16 protein-coding genes are annotated in these 16,832 nt (G+C 66.6%); 6 read left to right on the forward strand and 10 right to left on the reverse strand.

The genetic code is table 11. The features are described from left to right. Positions 1 to 200: 200 nt before the first annotated feature. The gene (locus ADJ79_RS08845) at positions 201 to 1,691 is read left to right on the forward strand and encodes an ABC transporter substrate-binding protein (RefSeq protein WP_050715647.1); all 1,491 of its coding nucleotides are present in this window, start codon (positions 201 to 203) and stop codon (positions 1,689 to 1,691) included. 129 nt (positions 1,692 to 1,820) lie between these two features. On the opposite strand, the gene ADJ79_RS08850 is transcribed toward ADJ79_RS08845, so the two are convergent. Both ADJ79_RS08850 and ADJ79_RS08855 read right to left on the reverse strand, forming a co-directional pair. Beyond that, positions 1,821 to 2,741 carry a PP2C family serine/threonine-protein phosphatase gene (locus ADJ79_RS08850; RefSeq protein WP_050715648.1) on the reverse strand — a complete coding sequence of 307 codons (921 nt, stop codon included), beginning with the start codon at positions 2,739 to 2,741 and terminating at the stop codon, positions 1,821 to 1,823. Between the two features lie 14 nt (positions 2,742 to 2,755). Next, complete coding sequence (locus ADJ79_RS08855) at positions 2,756 to 3,733, reverse strand: serine/threonine-protein kinase (RefSeq protein ID WP_050715649.1); 978 nt, start codon at positions 3,731 to 3,733, stop codon at positions 2,756 to 2,758. 122 nt (positions 3,734 to 3,855) lie between these two features. Here ADJ79_RS08855 and ADJ79_RS08860 point away from each other — a divergent pair, with 122 nt between their 5' ends. Beyond that, positions 3,856 to 4,764, forward strand: coding sequence for a YicC/YloC family endoribonuclease (locus ADJ79_RS08860; protein WP_172674047.1), 909 nt, complete (start codon positions 3,856 to 3,858; stop codon positions 4,762 to 4,764). A 75-nt stretch (positions 4,765 to 4,839) separates the two neighbouring features. Here the strand turns inward: ADJ79_RS08860 and ADJ79_RS08865 are convergent, their stop codons facing one another. The 3 genes from ADJ79_RS08865 to ADJ79_RS08870 form a co-directional block, all read right to left on the reverse strand. Then, positions 4,840 to 5,145 carry a hypothetical protein gene (locus tag ADJ79_RS08865; protein ID WP_050715651.1) on the reverse strand — a complete coding sequence of 102 codons (306 nt, stop codon included), beginning with the start codon at positions 5,143 to 5,145 and terminating at the stop codon, positions 4,840 to 4,842. A gap of 253 nt (positions 5,146 to 5,398) precedes the next feature. Beyond that, on the reverse strand, positions 5,399 to 6,295 hold the full coding sequence (locus ADJ79_RS15450) for a hypothetical protein (protein WP_253273806.1): 897 nt from the start codon (positions 6,293 to 6,295) through the stop codon (positions 5,399 to 5,401). Positions 6,296 to 6,478: 183 nt separating this feature from the next. Further along, complete coding sequence (locus tag ADJ79_RS08870; RefSeq protein WP_371256820.1) at positions 6,479 to 7,414, reverse strand: NAD-dependent epimerase/dehydratase family protein; 936 nt, start codon at positions 7,412 to 7,414, stop codon at positions 6,479 to 6,481. A gap of 204 nt (positions 7,415 to 7,618) precedes the next feature. Here ADJ79_RS08870 and ADJ79_RS08875 point away from each other — a divergent pair, with 204 nt between their 5' ends. Beyond that, positions 7,619 to 8,680 (forward strand): CDP-6-deoxy-delta-3,4-glucoseen reductase, encoded by a 1,062-nt coding sequence (locus ADJ79_RS08875; RefSeq protein WP_050716534.1) that lies wholly within the window; start codon positions 7,619 to 7,621, stop codon positions 8,678 to 8,680. A 226-nt stretch (positions 8,681 to 8,906) separates the two neighbouring features. Here the strand turns inward: ADJ79_RS08875 and rnhA are convergent, their stop codons facing one another. Then, positions 8,907 to 9,350: a ribonuclease HI gene (rnhA, locus tag ADJ79_RS08880; RefSeq protein WP_050715653.1), complete on the reverse strand. Its 444-nt coding sequence runs from the start codon at positions 9,348 to 9,350 to the stop codon at positions 8,907 to 8,909. Positions 9,351 to 9,353: 3 nt separating this feature from the next. Beyond that, positions 9,354 to 10,151, reverse strand: a complete 798-nt coding sequence (locus ADJ79_RS08885) for a class I SAM-dependent methyltransferase (RefSeq protein WP_371256821.1) — start codon at positions 10,149 to 10,151, stop codon at positions 9,354 to 9,356. A gap of 215 nt (positions 10,152 to 10,366) precedes the next feature. Between ADJ79_RS08885 and gloB the strand changes: the two genes are divergently transcribed. Both gloB and ADJ79_RS08895 read left to right on the forward strand, forming a co-directional pair. Then, positions 10,367 to 11,218: a hydroxyacylglutathione hydrolase gene (gene gloB / locus ADJ79_RS08890; RefSeq protein ID WP_050716535.1), complete on the forward strand. Its 852-nt coding sequence runs from the start codon at positions 10,367 to 10,369 to the stop codon at positions 11,216 to 11,218. Beyond that, positions 11,215 to 12,906, forward strand: coding sequence for a transglycosylase SLT domain-containing protein (locus ADJ79_RS08895; RefSeq protein ID WP_082203223.1), 1,692 nt, complete (start codon positions 11,215 to 11,217; stop codon positions 12,904 to 12,906). The genes gloB and ADJ79_RS08895 overlap by 4 nt, the downstream gene beginning before the upstream one ends. Before the next feature lie 335 nt (positions 12,907 to 13,241). Here the strand turns inward: ADJ79_RS08895 and murJ are convergent, their stop codons facing one another. The 3 genes from murJ to ADJ79_RS08910 form a co-directional block, all read right to left on the reverse strand. Next, a complete protein-coding gene (gene murJ, locus ADJ79_RS08900) occupies positions 13,242 to 14,801 on the reverse strand; it encodes a murein biosynthesis integral membrane protein MurJ (RefSeq protein ID WP_050715655.1) in 1,560 nt (519 codons plus the stop codon). Positions 14,802 to 15,102: 301 nt separating this feature from the next. Continuing rightward, positions 15,103 to 15,504: a divergent PAP2 family protein gene (locus ADJ79_RS08905; RefSeq protein ID WP_050715656.1), complete on the reverse strand. Its 402-nt coding sequence runs from the start codon at positions 15,502 to 15,504 to the stop codon at positions 15,103 to 15,105. Next, positions 15,501 to 16,379 (reverse strand): decaprenyl-phosphate phosphoribosyltransferase, encoded by an 879-nt coding sequence (locus ADJ79_RS08910; protein ID WP_050715657.1) that lies wholly within the window; start codon positions 16,377 to 16,379, stop codon positions 15,501 to 15,503. Before ADJ79_RS08910 ends, ADJ79_RS08905 begins: the two co-directional genes overlap by 4 nt. Positions 16,380 to 16,421: 42 nt before the next feature. On the opposite strand from ADJ79_RS08910, the gene ADJ79_RS08915 reads away from it, so the two are divergent. Next, entirely contained in the window at positions 16,422 to 16,826 is a 405-nt protein-coding gene (locus tag ADJ79_RS08915; RefSeq protein ID WP_050715658.1) for a GtrA family protein, read from the forward strand. Positions 16,827 to 16,832: the final 6 nt, after the last annotated feature.

Raw genomic sequence — 16,832 nt, forward strand, 5'->3', positions numbered from 1 at the left:
ATCGAAGGCCATTGAAATACCGCCTCGCGCAGTTTTTACTAGGACACCATGCTACGAATAGAAGAGCAAAAAACTGCCCGTTTGCCGTTCCGCCTTCAGTCTCAGGCGCCCATCCGGAGCAAATGCCTGCCAGGCAGGCCGCTTCACAGGCTGGCGCGCTACCATGCGCGCCCTTTTGTCTCTGAGCGCTTTCCTCTCACATGACTGTCTCGATACGCCGCCGCCATTTCACCCTGGCCCTGCCAGCCCTGGCCGCCCTGGCGCAGCCCGCGCTGGCTCGCTCGCCCCACTCGCTCACGCTGGGCATGACGCTGGAGCCGCCCGGGCTGGACCCCACGGCTGGCGCAGCCTCGGCCATCGCCGAAATCATGCTCTACAACGTCTTTGAGACGCTCACCAAAATCCGCCCCGACGCCAGCGTCGGCCCGCTGCTGGCGCAAAGCTGGCACAGCTCGCCTGATCTGAAGCAGTGGACTTTTCAGCTGCGCGACAACGCACGCTTTTCCAACGGCGCGCCGCTGACGGCGCAAACCGTGCAATGGGCCTTCACGCGCGCTGCCAGCGAAGGCAGCACCAACAAAGACCGGCGCACTTTCACCGCCATGCGCCAGATTGCCGCGCCTGATGAGCGCACCGTGCGCATCGAGCTGGAGCAGCCCGATGCCGATCTGCCCTTCAAGCTGGGCCAGGCCACCGCCATCATCGTCGAGCCGGGCAGCGCCGCCGGCAACGCCACGCGCCCCGTCGGCAGCGGCCCTTACGTGCTGGACAAATGGCAGCGCGGCGCTTCCCTCACCCTCAAGGCCTGGCCGCAGTGGCGCGAGGCGGGCGCCATCGCCATTGGCCGCGCCGTCTTCCGCTTCATCAGCGACCCTGCCGCGCAAGTGGCCGCGCTGCTGGCGGGCGATGTGGATGCCTTTGTCCGCATGAGCGAGCGCGGCGCCGCGCGCCTGAAGGCCGATGGGCGCTTTGCGCTGCTGCAAAGCGGCTCGCGCGCCAAAACCATCGTCGCATTCAACCACCGCCACGCGGCCTTGCGCGATGTGCGCGTGCGCCGCGCCCTGTGCGCCGCCATTGACCGCCAGGCCGTGCTGCAAGCGGGCCAAAACGGCCTGGGCACGCCCATCGGCAGCTACTACACCCCCGGCAGCCCCGGCTATGTGGACCTGACCGGCGTCAATGCCTATGACCCGGACAAGGCCCGCCAGCTGCTCAAAGAGGCCCTGCCCGATGGCCCCCTGTCGCTCACCCTCACCCTGCCGCCCACGCCCTACGCCCGCCAGGGCGGCGAAGTCGTGGCCGCGCAGCTGGCGCAAGCGGGCGTGCGCGTGAAAGTGCAAAACGTGGAATGGGCGCAGTGGCTCAGCCACGTCTACGGGCAGGCGCAGTTTGACCTCACCCTCATCAGCCACGTCGAGCCGCTTGATCTGGGCAACTGGAGCAAGCCCGGCTACTACTGGGGCTACGAAAACCCCGCCTTCGACGCCCTCTACGAGCGCCTGCGCGCCAGCGCCGATGAAGGCGAGCGGCTGAAGCTGCTGGAGCAGGCCCAGCGCCTGCTGGCCGAAGACGCCGCTGCCATCTTCCTGTACCAGCCGCACTGGCTGACCGCCGCCCGCAAGGGTCTGCAAGGGCTGTGGGAGCAGATGCCCATCTCGGTCAATGACTTGGCGACCCTGCGCTGGCAGTGAGCGCGGCCGGGCGGCGGCAAAAACAGGAGCAAATTTGAGGGGGTCGAAAGGCCGCTTTGCGCACGTTCTACTAGGACCCAACGCTATTGCTTTAGGAGCTAAATAAGGCCGGGCAAACCGCTTGCGCCTTCAGTGCTTTTTGAGGGAGGTGCGCTGGATGGCCTCGTTGATTTCGGCGATGGAGCGTTCGATGGCCTCGTCGTCCAGCTCGTCCAGCGCGCTGTCGGGCAGGCCGCTGGTGGGCTGGATGGTGGAAGCAAAGGCGCTGTCGTCCATGGAGGCGGTTTCGGTGAAGCCGGGACGCCCGCGCCGCTGGCGCGCCCTGGCGGGCGCTTCCCACTCGAAGGCCAGAACGGTGACGTTGTCGCAGCGCGGGCCGCCTTTTTTGAGGGCTTGGTCGATGAGCAGGGGCATGCCTTCGGCCAGGGGGCGCTCGGCCATGCCGCGCGTGATGATGTCGTCGTCCAGCGTGCCCCAGAGGCCGTCGGAGCAGAGCATGACGCGGTCCTGGTCTTGCAAGACGATGGGGCCGCCCACGTCGAACATGGGGCGCACGGTGGAACCCAGGCAGGTGAAGAGGACGTTGCGGTTGACGTCCTTGAGCGAGGCGCCGCTGCTGGCCTTGGCTTCCAGGTAGGAGTGGTCGCGCGTGCGCTTGAGCAGCTGGCCGCCGCGCACGACGTACATGCGCGAGTCGCCGCAGTGCACCCAGTGGAGCTGGCCGCGCTGCACGACGGCGGCCACAAGGGTGGTGCGGGGCGTGTCCATCATGCCGCGCGAGCTGGCGTAGCGGATGATCTGGTGGTGGGCTGACATCAGGCCCCGGCCCAGGAAGCTGGGCACATCCGCCATGCGCGGCTGCGCTTCGCGCTGAAAGAGGGCGGACATGGTTTCCAGCGCAATTTGCGCGGCCACTTCGCCTTCGGGGTGGCCGCCCATGCCGTCGGCCAGGGCGAACAGGCCCGCTTCGCGGGTGTAGCTGTAGCCCATGCGGTCTTCGTTTTTCTCGCGCGAGCCGAGGTGGGTTGCTTCAAAAATTGAGAATTGCATGGCGGGTGCTTTTTTTATTTGCTGGCTTTCTTGCCGTCAGCCATGAGGTTGCCGAACTGCATGCGCACGCGTTCGCTGACGGAGGGCTTGGTGTAGGTGCGCTCGCCTTCGCGGCTGAGTTCCTTTTGCAGGGCGAATACCGATTGCGGGCGCGAGAGGGGGTCGAGCGACATGCACCATTGCACCACTTCAATGAGGCTGTCCGAATAGATGCCGCGCATGCGCGTGAGGGCGCTGGCGAGCTGGTCTTTTTCCAGGCGCTGAGGCGCATCGTTGGGCGGGTAGCCCTGCATGCACGAGTAGATGCACGCGCCGATGGCGTAAATGTCGGTCCACGGCCCCATCGTCGAGTCGCGCCGGTACATCTCGGGCGCGGCAAAGCCCGGTGTGTACATGGGGCGGGTGAAATTGCCTTCCTTGTTGAGCACTTCGCGCGCGGCGCCAAAGTCGATCATCACGGCCCTGTCGTCGTCGGTGATGAAAATGTTGGCGGGCTTCAAATCAAGGTGCAGCATCTTGTGCTGATGCACGATGCGCAGCCCGCGCAGCACCTCGTCATACAGCGAACGGATGGTGGACTCGCGAAACACCTTCTTGTTGTTCAGCTCGCGCGCGGTGACGATGAAGTCTTGCAGGCTGGCGCCTTCCAGATAGTTCATCACCATGTAAACGGTTTCGTTCTGGCGGAAGAAGTTGAGCACGCTCACCACCGAAGGGTGGGCAATTTGCGCCAGCGAGCGGCCTTCTTCAAAAAAGCTCTTCAGGCCAAGGCGGTAGAGCGAAAGCTTTTCGGGCGCAACGTGCGGAATCAGCTCCCCTTCCGCGCGCGTGACCAGCGCCGAAGGCAGGTATTCCTTGATGGCCACCTGCTGCCCGTCATGATCCGTGGCCAGATACACCACGCCAAAGCCCCCTGACGAGACCTTGCGCACCACGCGGTAGCCGCCAATGACCGTGCCAGCGGGCAGTGAAGCAGGTTTGGGTTTTGACATAATTTCAAGCCAGAAAACAAGTTAGCCCGGCCTGACCGGGCTTTCTTTTTGTGCGTCAGCCGCCGCTTACGCTGCCTTCAGGCCGCGCGCGATCCACCTCGTTGCATCAGGAAAGATTTGACATGCCAGTTTACAGTATGACGGGTTACGCCAGCGCCCAGCACACCCCGGGCGGCAACGCCGAAATAGCCACGCCCGCCGCCTGCCTGGCGCTGGAGCTGCGCTCGGTCAACAGCCGCTTTCTGGATGTGGTGCTGCGCCTGCCCGACGAGCTGCGCCCGCACGAGCCTGCCCTGCGCGAGCTGATCGCCAAGCGCCTCAAGCGCGGCAAGGTGGAACTGCGCGTCAGCGTGGAAGCCGCTGCTGGCGGCGCCCTGCCCGATGTGCCCGTGCGCACTCTCCAGCGCCTGGCCGCCGCGCAGCAGCAAGTGCGCGTGTGGCTGCCCGAAGCCGCCCCCCTCTCGGTCGCCGACGCCTTGCGCCTGGCCGCTGGCGACAGCGCCGCCAGCCCGGCCCTGGGCGAAGCCCTGCTGCCCCTGGCCCGCCAGGCGCTTGATGAACTGGTGGCCGCCCGCCAGCGCGAAGGCGCGCGCCTGCTTGCCCTGCTGCAAGAGCGCATCACCGCCTTGCGCGCACTGGCCGCGCAAGCCGCCCCGCTCGTGCCCCAGCTGGTGCAAGCGCAGCGCCAGCGCTTTCTGGAGCGCTGGCAGGAAGCCCTGGGCGCGGCCCCCGCCAGCGAAGCCGTCACGCAAGCCGCGCAGGAACGCGCCCTGGCCGAAGCCACCGCGTTTGCCATCCGCATCGACGTGGCCGAAGAACTGGGCCGCCTGGCCGCGCACCTGGACGAAATCGAAGCCGTGCTTCAAAAAGGCGGCGAAACCGGCAAGCGCCTGGACTTTCTCATTCAGGAGCTGCACCGCGAAGCCAACACCCTCGGCAGCAAATCCGCCACGCTGGAACTCACCCGCATCAGCGTGGATATGAAAGTGCTCATCGAACAAATGCGCGAACAGGTGCAGAACCTGGAATAAGCGCCGGGCCGCGCGACTCATTCAGGCGTTTTTGCATGCGGCCAAGCCGGAAAAACCAGACGGACGGCAGGGCGCTCAATCCTGCGCGCGCTCAATGAATCTCTCGTCTTCCCGCTTGCATGGGCGGCTGGGCGACTGAATGCCGTACCCCAGCCCCAGATACAAGGCGCTGCGGTAGCGGCCTGATTGCGTCAGCAGGTTGATGCCTTCCGCGCCCTGGCACATGCGCGCCCGCGTCACCCGGCCTGCCCGCAGCTCCGCCACGCTGCCTGCGCGCACCCTTGGAGCAGCCAGAACCATGCCCGCAAAAGGCATGGCCGGCGCAGGGCTTGCCTGGCCGCGCCATTCATAGCTGAGCGCTTCGCGGCCTGATGCAGTCATTGCGGCGTGCCCTTCCCCCGCCCGCGCAGAAGCAGGCGTCAATTCCTGGAGGGTGAATTTCCTGCAACAAACGGGCTGCCCATCGGGGCCTGGCCACTGCGCCCATAGCGGAACATTTGCCTCTGGCGCGTGCGTGAGATAGAAATGTGTCTGCCCGGACGGACTGACCACCACAAAACCCGAAGCAGGCGCCTGCGCCGCCGCAGACGCGCAGGTGCTGGCCCATGTAATTGCCAGCAGACAGCGTTTCATGCTAGCGGCCATTGGCTGACCAATGGGGAGGATCGCTGACAAGCTTGTGCACGCCAAATGAAGCACCTACCTTATGAAGGTCGCGGTTTGAATTAATCTTTATTGATTTTCCTCCGCCATTTTTCATGGTCTTACCCTTCATGTTGGAGATGGTCATGTCAATGGCAGTGCCGTCAATATGATTGGATGTGAGGGAGGGTTGATGTACGATCCCGTAGGCGTTTACCATGGCTTGCGCTGCCCTTTTTGATTTGGCTGCGTCGCCATGATCCCAGTTGATATTGACTCCTTCACGGGCTGGAACCTCGCTGGGCTGAATGGTTCCATTGGCAATTTTCCACGCATAGTGCATCAGATAAGCCCTTTCAGCAGGCCGCCGCGTGGCAGATATGGAGACTTGGCCGCCAGCGGCTTCAATGGAACCAATGAAGTTTCTGACCTTGGAACGGAATCCTGCCTCCAGATCATCGATGGATCGGCTGGTGGGATATCTGCTGACCCATGCCGGACCACTCAACTCCCTGGATGACTCAGCAGGCGTTGCGGACGCTTGAATGGCTTCAATATTTCCCGCATTAACCATGCCTTGATTTTGCACGCCAAAAGCAAAAGATGTGGCGTCTGCATGTAAACTGGAGAACGGAAAACTGAATGCCATGTCATGCAGCAAACGGCTGCCGCCAAGTGGCGTGTTGGCAGAAGGCTGCGAAAAATCGCCGGAGCCGGGTTCGGCCAACCTATTTTCAAAAGGCGATAGTTGCTGGGACGGAGAAAACGGACGTGATAATCCTGTAATACCTGTCATTGCAGTTCCTTTGAAAGATAAATAGCCATTGAAGCCGCATTTGCAGGCTTCGCGTTCCGCCAGAGCCGAAAGCGCTTCGTTCTGGCTGGTCAATTAAACCCAATAAGCATGTCGTCATGCAACTGGTGTAATTACTGTCTGGTAGTCTTCCTATGCTGTATTTCTGTACAAATAACGAAAAAGTAAAAAACGACCGTAGTCAATACTCAAAGCGCCCCATCCCCGCCTCGCATGCCAAACGCCCGCAAGCGCCCGTGAAATCAGCGCGGGCCGCTATCAATCCAGTAGCAGGGCGGCTTTCAGGCCGCTTTCCGCCGTGGGGTAGCGCAGCTTCAGGCGCAGCTCGCGCTTGAGGCGCTGGTTGGTCAGGCGGCGTGATTCGCGCAGAAAGCTCATTTGCAGCGCGGGCAGCGCAGCTTCGGCCTCGGCGCGGGGCATGCGCGGCGGGCAAGGCAGGCCGCACAGGCGCGCGGCCAGGTCGAACCAGTCGCCCATCTTCATCTGGCTGTCGTCGCACACGTTGTAGGCGCGGCGCGGGCGGGCGCGCCACAGGGCCAGGGCGCAGGCGCGGGCCAGGTCATCGGCGTGGATGTGGCTGGTGTAAACGTCATCCGGCGCGGCGAGCACGGGCGCGCGCCGCTCCAGCCGGGCGCGGGGCGAGCCGCCGGGGCGGTCGGCGGCGTAGATGCCGGGAATGCGCAGCACGGCAGCGCCCAGCGGGCGCAGCACGGCTTCGGCGGCGGCGCGGCGGCGCGCGCGCGCGGTTTGCGGGCGCAGCGGGCGGGTTTCGGGCGTGAAGCCGCCCTGGGCATCGCCATAAACGCCGGAAGTGGAGCCGTAAATGAACGCGGCCGGCCAGCGGCGGCGCAGGGCGCGCGCCAGCGCCAGGGTGCGCGCGTCGCCCCCGTCATTCGATGAAGGCGCGGGTGGCGCCAAGTGCAGCACGCGCCCCGCGCGCCCCGCCCAAGCGGCCAGCCGCCGCAAGCTGGCGGGCGCGTCCAGGTCGCCCGCCAGCGGCGTGATGCCCATCTGCCGCAAGGCGGCCGCCTTGGCGGCGCTGCGGCACAGGGCCAGCACGCGCACGCGCGGCAACAGCAGGCGGGCCGCGCGCACGCCCACATCGCCGCAGCCGACGATGAGCACACGCGCGCGGCGAAAGCGGGCGGGCAGCGCGCGGGGGCGCGCGCCGCAGAAAAAAAGGTTCACAGGCAAAATCCGCTCCCGGAACCGCCTCGCAGTTTTTGCAGGCGGTTTCTTCATTCAGAGCCTGCTCGCAATCTGGCCGTGAAAGGCAGAAGCGTGGAAACCGGGATGGATTGCAAGGCGCAAACCGCCCGAATCCACGCTTTTCATGCTTTTTGCGCCCACAGGCTGATTGCAGGCAGGCTCCCCAAAACAGCCCACGACGATACCCAAATGAGCTTTTCCGTTACCGTGCAACCCGGCGGCTTCAGCTTTGAAGCCGAATCTGATGAAACCCTGCTGGCCGCCGCCTTGCGCCAGAGCGTGGGCCTGCCCTATGGCTGCCAGGAGGGCGCCTGCGGCGCGTGCAAATGCAAAGTCACCTACGGCCAGGTGGCCCTGGGCGGGCATCTGGAAAGCGCCCTGTCCGCCGACGAGGCCGCGCAGGGCTACACCCTGACATGCCGCGCCCGCGCGCTGGGCCATGTGGTGCTGGAGTGCGATCAGGTCACGCTCGCCAGCCTCTACCCGCCGCGCAAAATGCCCGTGCGTGTGGCCGAGCTGGAGCGCCTCGCGCCTGACGTGATGCGCGTGCGGCTGCAACTGCCCGCCAACCAGCCCACGCCCTGGCGCGCCGGGCAGTTCATGGAATTCACCCTGCCCGATGGCAGCCGCCGCAGCTACAGCATGGCCAGCGCCCCGCAAGAGGCGGAGGATGAAGCGCCTGGCCCAAAGCGCGGCGCGCGCTATGTCGATCTGCACATCCGCCACCTGCCGGGCGGCAAATTCACCGACCAGGTGTTTGGCGGCGGGCTGAAAGTGAAAGACATCCTGCACGCCGAAAGCCCGCTGGGCAGCTTTTTTCTGCGCGAAGACTCCCAAAAGCCCATCGTGCTGCTGGCCTCGGGCACGGGCTTTGCGCCCATCAAGGCCATCATCGAGCACATGCAGCGCCACGCCATTGCCCGCCCCGCCGCGCTCTACTGGGGCGGCCGCCGCCCGCAAGACCTGTACATGCACGAATGGGTGCTGGCACAGCAAGCGGCCATGCCCGGCCTGCGCTACGTGCCCGTCATCTCCGCCGCCCAGCCCGAAGACGGCTGGCAGGGCCGCACCGGCTACGTGCATGAAGCCGTGCTGCAAGACTGCCCCGATCTCTCCGGCCACCAGGTCTATGCCTGCGGCGCTCCTGCCATGGTGCGGGCCGCCCGCCACGACTTCACCACCCGCGCCCGCCTGCCCGAAAGCGAGTTCTACGCCGACGCCTTCACCAGCCAGGCCGACCTGGCCTCTTGAGCGCCCGCCCACGGCCCGCTCCCGTGGGCGCAAGCGGATCGCATGGGGCAGCGCGCCAGGCTGGTTCGCAGGCCGGAATACGCTTCTTGATTGATAGCGTGGTGTCCTAGTGGAATGTGCGCAAACGTCATTTTCAGCCCCTTGGATTTGCTTCTGTTTTTGATGGAATCAGCCGCTGCGCTGGCGGAAAAGAGCGGGCGTATCAGGCAGGCGGCTGGGCGGGCGGTCAGGCGGCGGCTTTAGGCACGCCCTGGTTGGCGAGGGCGTCGGCGCGTTCGTTGCCGGGGTGGCCGGCGTGGCCCTTGACCCAGTGCCAGCGGATCTCGTGCGGGCCGCCGCCGGCCAGCGCGTCCAGGCGCTGCCAGAGGTCGGCGTTTTTCACGGGCTGGCCGCTGGCGGTGCGCCAGCCTTTGGCTTTCCAGCCGTGTATCCATTCGGTGATGCCCTGGCGCACGTACTGGCTGTCGAGGTACAGGTCCACGCGGCAGGGGCGCTTGAGGGCGCCCAGGGCCTGAATGACGGCCAGCAGCTCCATGCGGTTGTTCGTGGTGCGCGCTTCGCCGCCGCACATCTGTTTTTCATATTTGCCGCTGCGCAGCAGCGCGCCCCAGCCGCCGGGGCCGGGGTTGCCTTTGCAGGCGCCGTCGGTGTAGATCTCTACGGTGTCCAAAGCTCATTGACCTTTCTGGGAGCGGGGCGCGGATTGTCCGCGCTGGCGCCGGGCGGGCGGGTTGGCCGCGCGGCTGGCGGCGGGCACGGGGGCCAGGCGGGCGGCGGGCGTTTTCCAGGCCGCGCCAATCAGGCGCATGCCGTGGGCGCGCTTGATGGCGCTGATGCACCAGGCCGCGCGGGTGATGGGCCAGCCCGTCGCGCCAGCGCGCGCCAGGCGCGCGGCCAGCTGGCGCAGCCAGCCAGCGCCCGGCGGCAAGCCGCTGTCGTTGCCGTAGCGCTGTTCGCACAGCTCGAAGCCGAGCAGGCGCAGCCAGTCGCGCAGGCGCTGCGGGGCGATGAATTCATGCCCTGGCGGCAGATACAGCGGGCTGCCGCCGTGCAGGCGCTGCCACAGGCGCGCGCGCCAGGGCACCAGGCCGGTGATGACGAGGCGCCCCTCATGCATCAGCGCGCGGTGCGCTTCGCGCAGGGCGGCGTGGGGGTCGCCGCACAGCTCCAGCGTGTGCGGCAGGGCGATCAGATCGAGGCTGCCTTCGGCAAAAGGCAGCGCGGCGGGGTTGGCGGCCAGCAGGATGCGCCCGGCGGGCGCAGCCTGGGCGGCCTGGGCCGCATCGGCCGCATCGGGCAGGGCCAGCCAGCGGTGGGGCATGCGGTTGGCGGCCAGGGCGTCGATTTCAGGCAGGCCCAGTTGCAGGGCGTGGTAGCCGAAAACATCGGCCACGGCGGCGTCGAACTGCGCCTGCTCCCAGCGCAGCAGGGCCTGGCCGGGCGGGGTGCGGAACCAATCAGACGAGGCCATCATCGCAGCGCCCCATGCGCTGGCTGCATTCCGCTTTGAAAGGGGTGTAAATTCGCTCCTCGTTTCATAGCATGATGTCCTGGTGGAATGGGCGCAGACGGCTTTTCAAGGCTCCTGAATCCGCTCTTCTTTTTTGATGATGGGCGGCCGCCTTGCCGGTGGCCGGCCGCTTCTGCGGGCAGGCGCGCCGGCCCCTCATGGATAATTTTTGGCTCATGGAATTGCTTGCCCTGCCCGCCCTGAACGACAACTACGTCTGGCTGCTGCACGATGGCCGCCAGGCGCTGGCGGTGGACCCTGGCGACAGCGCCCCGGTGCTGCGCGCGCTGGCTGCACCGGCTGCGCCTGCCAATGGCCGCCTGACGCTGGCGGGCATTCTATTGACGCACCACCACGCCGATCACACGGGCGGCGCAGCCGCGCTGCATGCGGCCACGGGCGCGCCGGTGTTCGGCCCTGCGCAGGTTTTGCTGCCCTCGCCCACACCCGCGCCCTTGACCGTGGTGCAGGGCGGCGATGCCGTGCCGCTGCTGGGCCTGCCGTGGCAGGTGCTGGCCGTGCCGGGGCATACGGCCACGCACGTGGCCTACTTTTGCGAGCGGGTAGAAGCCAATGGCGTCAGCGCGCCGCTGCTGTTTTGCGGCGACGCGCTGTTTTCAGGCGGCTGCGGCCGCGTGTTTGAAGGCACGCCCGCGCAAATGCTCGCTTCGCTCGACGCGCTGGCCGCGCTGCCCGATGCCACCCGCGTGTGCTGCGGCCACGAATACACGCTGGCCAATTTGCGCTTTGCCCGCGCCGTGGAGCCTGATAACGCGCAACTTGCACATTGGCAGGCGCGCTGCCAGGCGCTGCGCGAAGCGGGCCGGCCCACGCTGCCCAGCACCATTGGGCAGGAAAAAGCCATCAATCCTTTTCTGCGCTGCCGCGTGCCGCAAGTTGCGAGCGCCGCGCGCCGCGCGCCCGTGTCTGCGCCCGCCGTGTCTGGCGCAGGCTCTGCCAGCGGCGAGGCTGCGGATGCCGTGGCCGTTTTTGCCGCCCTTCGTGAATGGAAGAACCGTTTCTCATGACCACCCAACGCACTTTGCAGGCGCTGGCGCTGGCTGCCGCCGTTTTTCTGGCGGGCTGCGCCACCCGGCCTGCCACGCCCCCGGCGTCTGAACCGGCTGACGCTGCCGCATCCACAGGCGCCCGCCCGACCGCCTCGCCAGCCGCTGAAGAAGAAGGCCCGCAGGCGCAGATACGCCCTTCGCCCACCGGCCCCGGCGCGGGCATCCGCCCTTACGTGCCCATGTCGCCGCTGACGGTGCGCGACATGCAGGGCCGCCCCGTCACGCCCCTGAACGCCCCGGCGGACATCTGGGAGCGCGTGCGCGGCAACTTCGCCATGCCCGATCTGAGCAATGACCTGGTGCGCAAGCAAGAGCAGTGGTACGCGGGCCGGCCCGACTACATCCAGCGCATGGTCGAGCGCTCGCGCATGTATCTCTTTCACATCGTCGAAGAAGCCGAGATGCGCGGCATGCCTTCCGAGCTGGCGCTGCTGCCTTACATCGAATCGGCCTTCAACCCGCAGGCCGTCTCCAGCGCCAAGGCTGCCGGGCTGTGGCAGTTCATGCCTGCCACGGGCACCCATTTCGAGCTGCGCCAAAACGCCTTGCGCGATGACCGGCGCGACATCATCGCCTCCACTAACGCCGCGCTGGACTACCTGCAACAGCTGCACGACAAATTCGGCGACTGGCACCTGGCCCTGGCCGCCTACAACTGGGGGCCGGGCAACGTGGCCAACGCGCTGGAGCGCAACCGCAAGGCGGGCCTGGGCTTGCGCTACGAAGACCTGCGCATGCCCGACGAAACCCGCAACTACGTGCCCAAGCTGCAAGCCGTCAAAAACATCATTGCCGACCCCGGCAAGTTTGACGCCTCGCTGCCCGACATTGGCAACCACCCCTTCTTCGACACCGTTGCCATCACCCGCGACATCGACGTGGCCCTGGCCGCCGAGCTGGCCGGCGTGCGGCTGGACGATTTGCGCGCCCTCAACCCCGGCATGAAGCGCTCCGTCATCTTTGCCCAGGCCGCCGAACACATCCTGCTGCCCTGGGAAAACGCCGCCACCTTCAAGCAAAACCTGGCGGCCATGGACCCCAAGGCCCCGCTGGCCAGCCACACCGTGTGGGTGGCCCCGCGCACCATGAGCGTGGCCGAAGCCGCGCGCGAGGTGGGCATGAGCGAAGACGCCTTCCGCACGCTCAACCACATTCCGCCGCATGTGAAAGTCAGCGCCGGCGCAGCCCTGCTCGCGCCGCGCGGCAAGGGCCAGGCGCTGGCCGTCAGCGCCAGCATCGTCAACAACGCCCGCGTGGCCTTCACGCCCGAAGTCGTGCTGCGCAAAACCGTGCTGCGCGCGCGCAAGGGCGACACCATCGACCGCATCGCCCGCCGCTACGACCTGCCGCCCGGCACCGTGGCCGGCTGGAACAAAACCAGCGCCACTGCCAGCCTGAAGGCGGGCCAGAGCATCACCCTCTACCTGCCCATGCGCGCGGGCAAGCCCAAGGCCGCCCCCCGCAGCAAGGCCAGCGCCAGACGCGCCGCCGCCGCCCAGGCCGGCAAAGGCCGGGTCAAAGTGACGGTGGCGCCAGGCAAGGCCAAGGCTGGCGCGGGCAAAGCGCCCGCCAAGGCACCGGCGGGCAAAGCGTCTGCGGCCAAAACCAAAGCGGCAGCGCCCGCCAAGGCGAAGGCCAGGAAATAGCCTCAGCCAGACTTCGGGCGGGCATTCAGGGCAGGGCATCTAGCCGCCAGCCCGCCTGCTCGCCTGCCCCTGGAGCCGAAAGGAGCCAGGGCAAGGCATGGCGGCGAGCCAGCCCTGGACGCACGGGCTGCACCATGCCTTGCAGCCTTGCTGAATGCGAGGGGATATTTGCTCCTCGATTCATAGCATGAGGTCCTAGTGCAATGGGCGCAAGGGCCGTTTTTCAACCTTCAAATTAGCTCTTGTTTTTGATGCAGCATGGCGGATGGAGCCAGGCTGCAAGGCCCGCTCCATTGGCTCCATTCGTCTGCCACGGACAGGCTTGGGGTTCGTTCTCAGCGCCGCGCCAGCTGCCGCAGGCGCACGCCGCCTGCGGCGAGTGCGCCAAAGTAGATGCCGCCAGCCGCCGCCATCAGTCCCGCCAGCAGGGCCACGCGCTGCAAGGGCGCGGCGCGCAGGGCGATCCAGTCGAAATGGCGGCTGCCCCAGAGCAAAAAGGCGGCCATCAGCAGCGTGGCGGCCAGCACCTGCAAGGCAAACAAACGCCAGCCGGGCTGCGGGCGGTAGCTGCCACGGCGGCGCAGGCCCCGCAGCAGCCAGGCGGCATTGACCAGCGCGCCCAGGGCGATGGAAAGCGTGAGCGCCGCATGCTGCAAGTGCGGCACCAGCAGCAGGTTCAGGCACTGGGTGAGCGCCAGCACGGCCACGGCAATCTTCACGGGCGTGCGGATGTCCAGGCTGGCGTAGTAGCCGGGGGCCAGCACCTTCACGGCCACCAGGCCCACCAGGCCCGCGCCGTAGCCGGCCAGCGCCAGCGCCACGCGCTGCACGTCGCCCGCACTGAACTGGCCGTAGTGAAAGAGCGTGGCAATCAGCGGCGTGCCAAAAACCAGCAGCGCCGCCGCGCACGGCAAGCCCAGCAGCACCACCAGGCGCAGGCCCCAGTCCAGCATGGCCGAGTAGGCCGCTTCGTCGCCGCTGGCGCGCGCGGCCGTGAGCTGCGGGGTGAGCACCACGCCCAGCGCCACGCCCAGCAAGGCGGTGGGAAATTCCATCAGCCGGTCGGCATACCACACCCAGGTGACGCTGCCTTTGGCCAGGTGCGAGGCAATTTGCGTGTTAATCAGCAGCGAAAGCTGCGCCACGCCCACGCCCAGCAAGGCGGGCAGCATGAGCGAGAGCACCTGGCGCACGCCTGCATCGGCCCAGGCGGCGCGCAGGCGCTGCCAGCTCAAGGCAATGCGCGGCAGCAGCCCCAGGCGGCGCAGCGCAGGCACTTGCACTGCCAGCTGCAATGCGCCGCCCAGCATGACGCCGGCGGCCATGGCGTAAATCGGCTCCAGCCCCAGCCGCGCGAAAAGCGGCGCGCCCAGCCAGGCGGCGGCAATCATGCAAAGGTTCAGCAGCACGGGCGTGACGGCGGGCACGGCAAAGCGCTTCCACGTATTCAGAATGCCCGCCGACAGGGCCACCAGCGACATGCAGCCGATGTAGGGAAACATCCAGCGCGTCATGCGCGCAGCGGCTTCAAAACTGGCTGCATCCAGACCGCTGGCCAGCAGCAGCACCAGCAGCGGCGCGGCCAGCATGCCCGCCAGGCAGGTGGCCGCCAGCGCCCAGGCCAGCGCGGTGGCCACGGCGTCAATCAGATGCCGCGTGGCCTCGATGCCATCGCGCTCCTTGCTGGCGGCCAGCACGGGCACGAAAGCCTGGCTGAACGCGCCTTCGCCAAACAGCCGCCGCAGCAGATTGGGAATGCGAAAGGCCACGTTGAAGGCGTCGGTCAGGCCGCTGACGCCAAAGGCCGAGGCCATGAGCCAGTCGCGCAGCAGCCCCGTGACGCGCGAGGCCAGCGTGAGCAGGGAAACGGTGGAGGCGGATTTGAACAGGCTCATGCTGGGCGGGCAGGCAGAAAAGCGGGGGCGTATTTCGCTCCTTGATCAATAGCATGATCTCCCCGTGAAATAAGCGGGAACGGCCTTTTCAAGGCGCCTGAATTTGCTCCTTTTTCTGATGCGGTTTGCAAGAGGCGGCGCCAGCAGGGCTGCGGCGCTGCGGCCGCGCGGGTTGGGCGTTTCATGGAATCGGATGACGGTGATGGACGGAGGGCTGCGCTGTGGCCCGGACCGGCAGATGCCAAGCCCAGGCTGCCGCGCCGATTGTCGCGGGCCTGCCTGCGGTGCAGCCGGGCGCTGGTCAGCGCAGCAGCCAGGCCACGGCGCAGCCTACTGCGATGCCGCCTGCGATTTCAAAGGGCGTGTGCCCCATGCGCTCGCGCAGACGGGCCTTTTCTTCAGGCCGCAGCTCGTTCAGCGCCTGCGCGTGGCGGCCCACCTGGCGGCGCAGGCTGGCGGCGTCGAGCATGACGATGAAGGCCAGCGTGAGCGCCACGCCGAAGGCCGCGCTGTCCAGCCCCTCGCGCAGGGCCGTCAGCGCGGCCATGCTGCTGACGATGGCGCTGTGGTTGCTGGGCATGCCGCCGTAGCCAATCAGCCCGAAGGCCGGCTTGCCCGCGCGCAGGCTGTTGATGGCGAATTTCAGGCAGCCCGCCGCCAGCCAGGCGGCAAACGGGGCCAGCAGGTAGCTCCAGGTTTTCATGACCCCGCCAGCCTCCATGCGCACAAGAGCAGCCAGGCGAGCACGGCAGCCATCAGCTGCCAGTCGGACAGCAGCACGTCCGTGGGCGATTCGCCGCCTTTTTTCATCTCCACCACATACCAGTAGCGGAACAGTCCGAAAAGCACCAGCGGAATGCTCACGATCAGCTCCGGATGGGCCGACATGACGTAGAGGCTGTAGAACACCAGCGCGCCCGTGGCGGACATTTCGGCGTAGCGCTCAATCAGCGGCAGCGAATAGCGTTGCAGCACCTGCCGCCCCTTGTCGCCCGAGCGCGCCAGCTCCTGCCTGCGTTTGATGGCCGCCATGTACAGGGCCAGGCACAGCGTGGTGACGAACATCCAGGAAGACAGCTTGACCTCCAGCGCCACCGCGCCCGCCAGCGCGCGCAGCACGAAGCCGCTGGCGACGATGAAGATGTCGATCACCGGCTGATGCTTGAGGCCGAAGCTGTAGGCCAGGTTCAGCGCCAGGTAGATGCCGATGACGGCCATGACGCCCGGCTGCATCCACGCGCCCGCAGCCAGCAGCGCGCCCAGCGCCAGCAGCAGCGCCAGCGCCATGCGCGGCGTCACGGCGCCCGACGCCAGGGGGCGCTCGCGCCGTTTGACGGGATGCTGCCGGTCGCGCTCCACGTCGCGCCAGTCATTGACGATGTAAACCGCCGAAGACGCCAGGCAAAACAGCAGCGCGGCCAGCAGCGCCTGACCCGCGCGGTCAGCCTGCCAGAACTGCCCCGTGAACAGCAGCGGAGCCAGCACGAAGCCGTTCTTGATCCACTGCCGGGGACGCATCAGCCGGATCAGCCCGGCAGCGCAGCGCGCGGCGGAAGCAGCCGGGCCATTACGATTCATGATGGTTTTCAGGGAAACAAAAGGTTTTTCACACTTTACTTCATGCGCATTGCACTGCTTTATGCCTTGTTCGCCGTGGCGGCGACGGCAGTCAATATCGCCTCCCAGGCGCTATGGCTGCGATTCGCGCCCCGGCCGCTGGATACCGTAGCGGCTTCCATCATGGCGGGCACGCTGACCGGGCTGGCCATGAAATATGCGCTGGACAAGCGCTACATCTTCTGCTTCAAGCCGGAAAATGCCGCGCATGACAGCCGCCTGTTCATGCTTTATTCCCTGATGGGCATTTTGACAACACTGGTTTTCTGGGGCGCGGAATGGCTCTTTGAAATTCTGTTCAGGGATGATTTCATGCGTTATCTGGGCGGCGTGATGGGCCTGGGAATCGGTTATGCCGCCAAATATCACCTGGATAAAAAATTCGTTTTTGTGCGGCAGCCGGCGTGAAAACCG

Origin of the sequence: Ottowia sp. oral taxon 894 (genome assembly GCF_001262075.1) — a bacterium.
GTDB lineage: Bacteria > Pseudomonadota > Gammaproteobacteria > Burkholderiales > Burkholderiaceae_C > Ottowia > Ottowia massiliensis.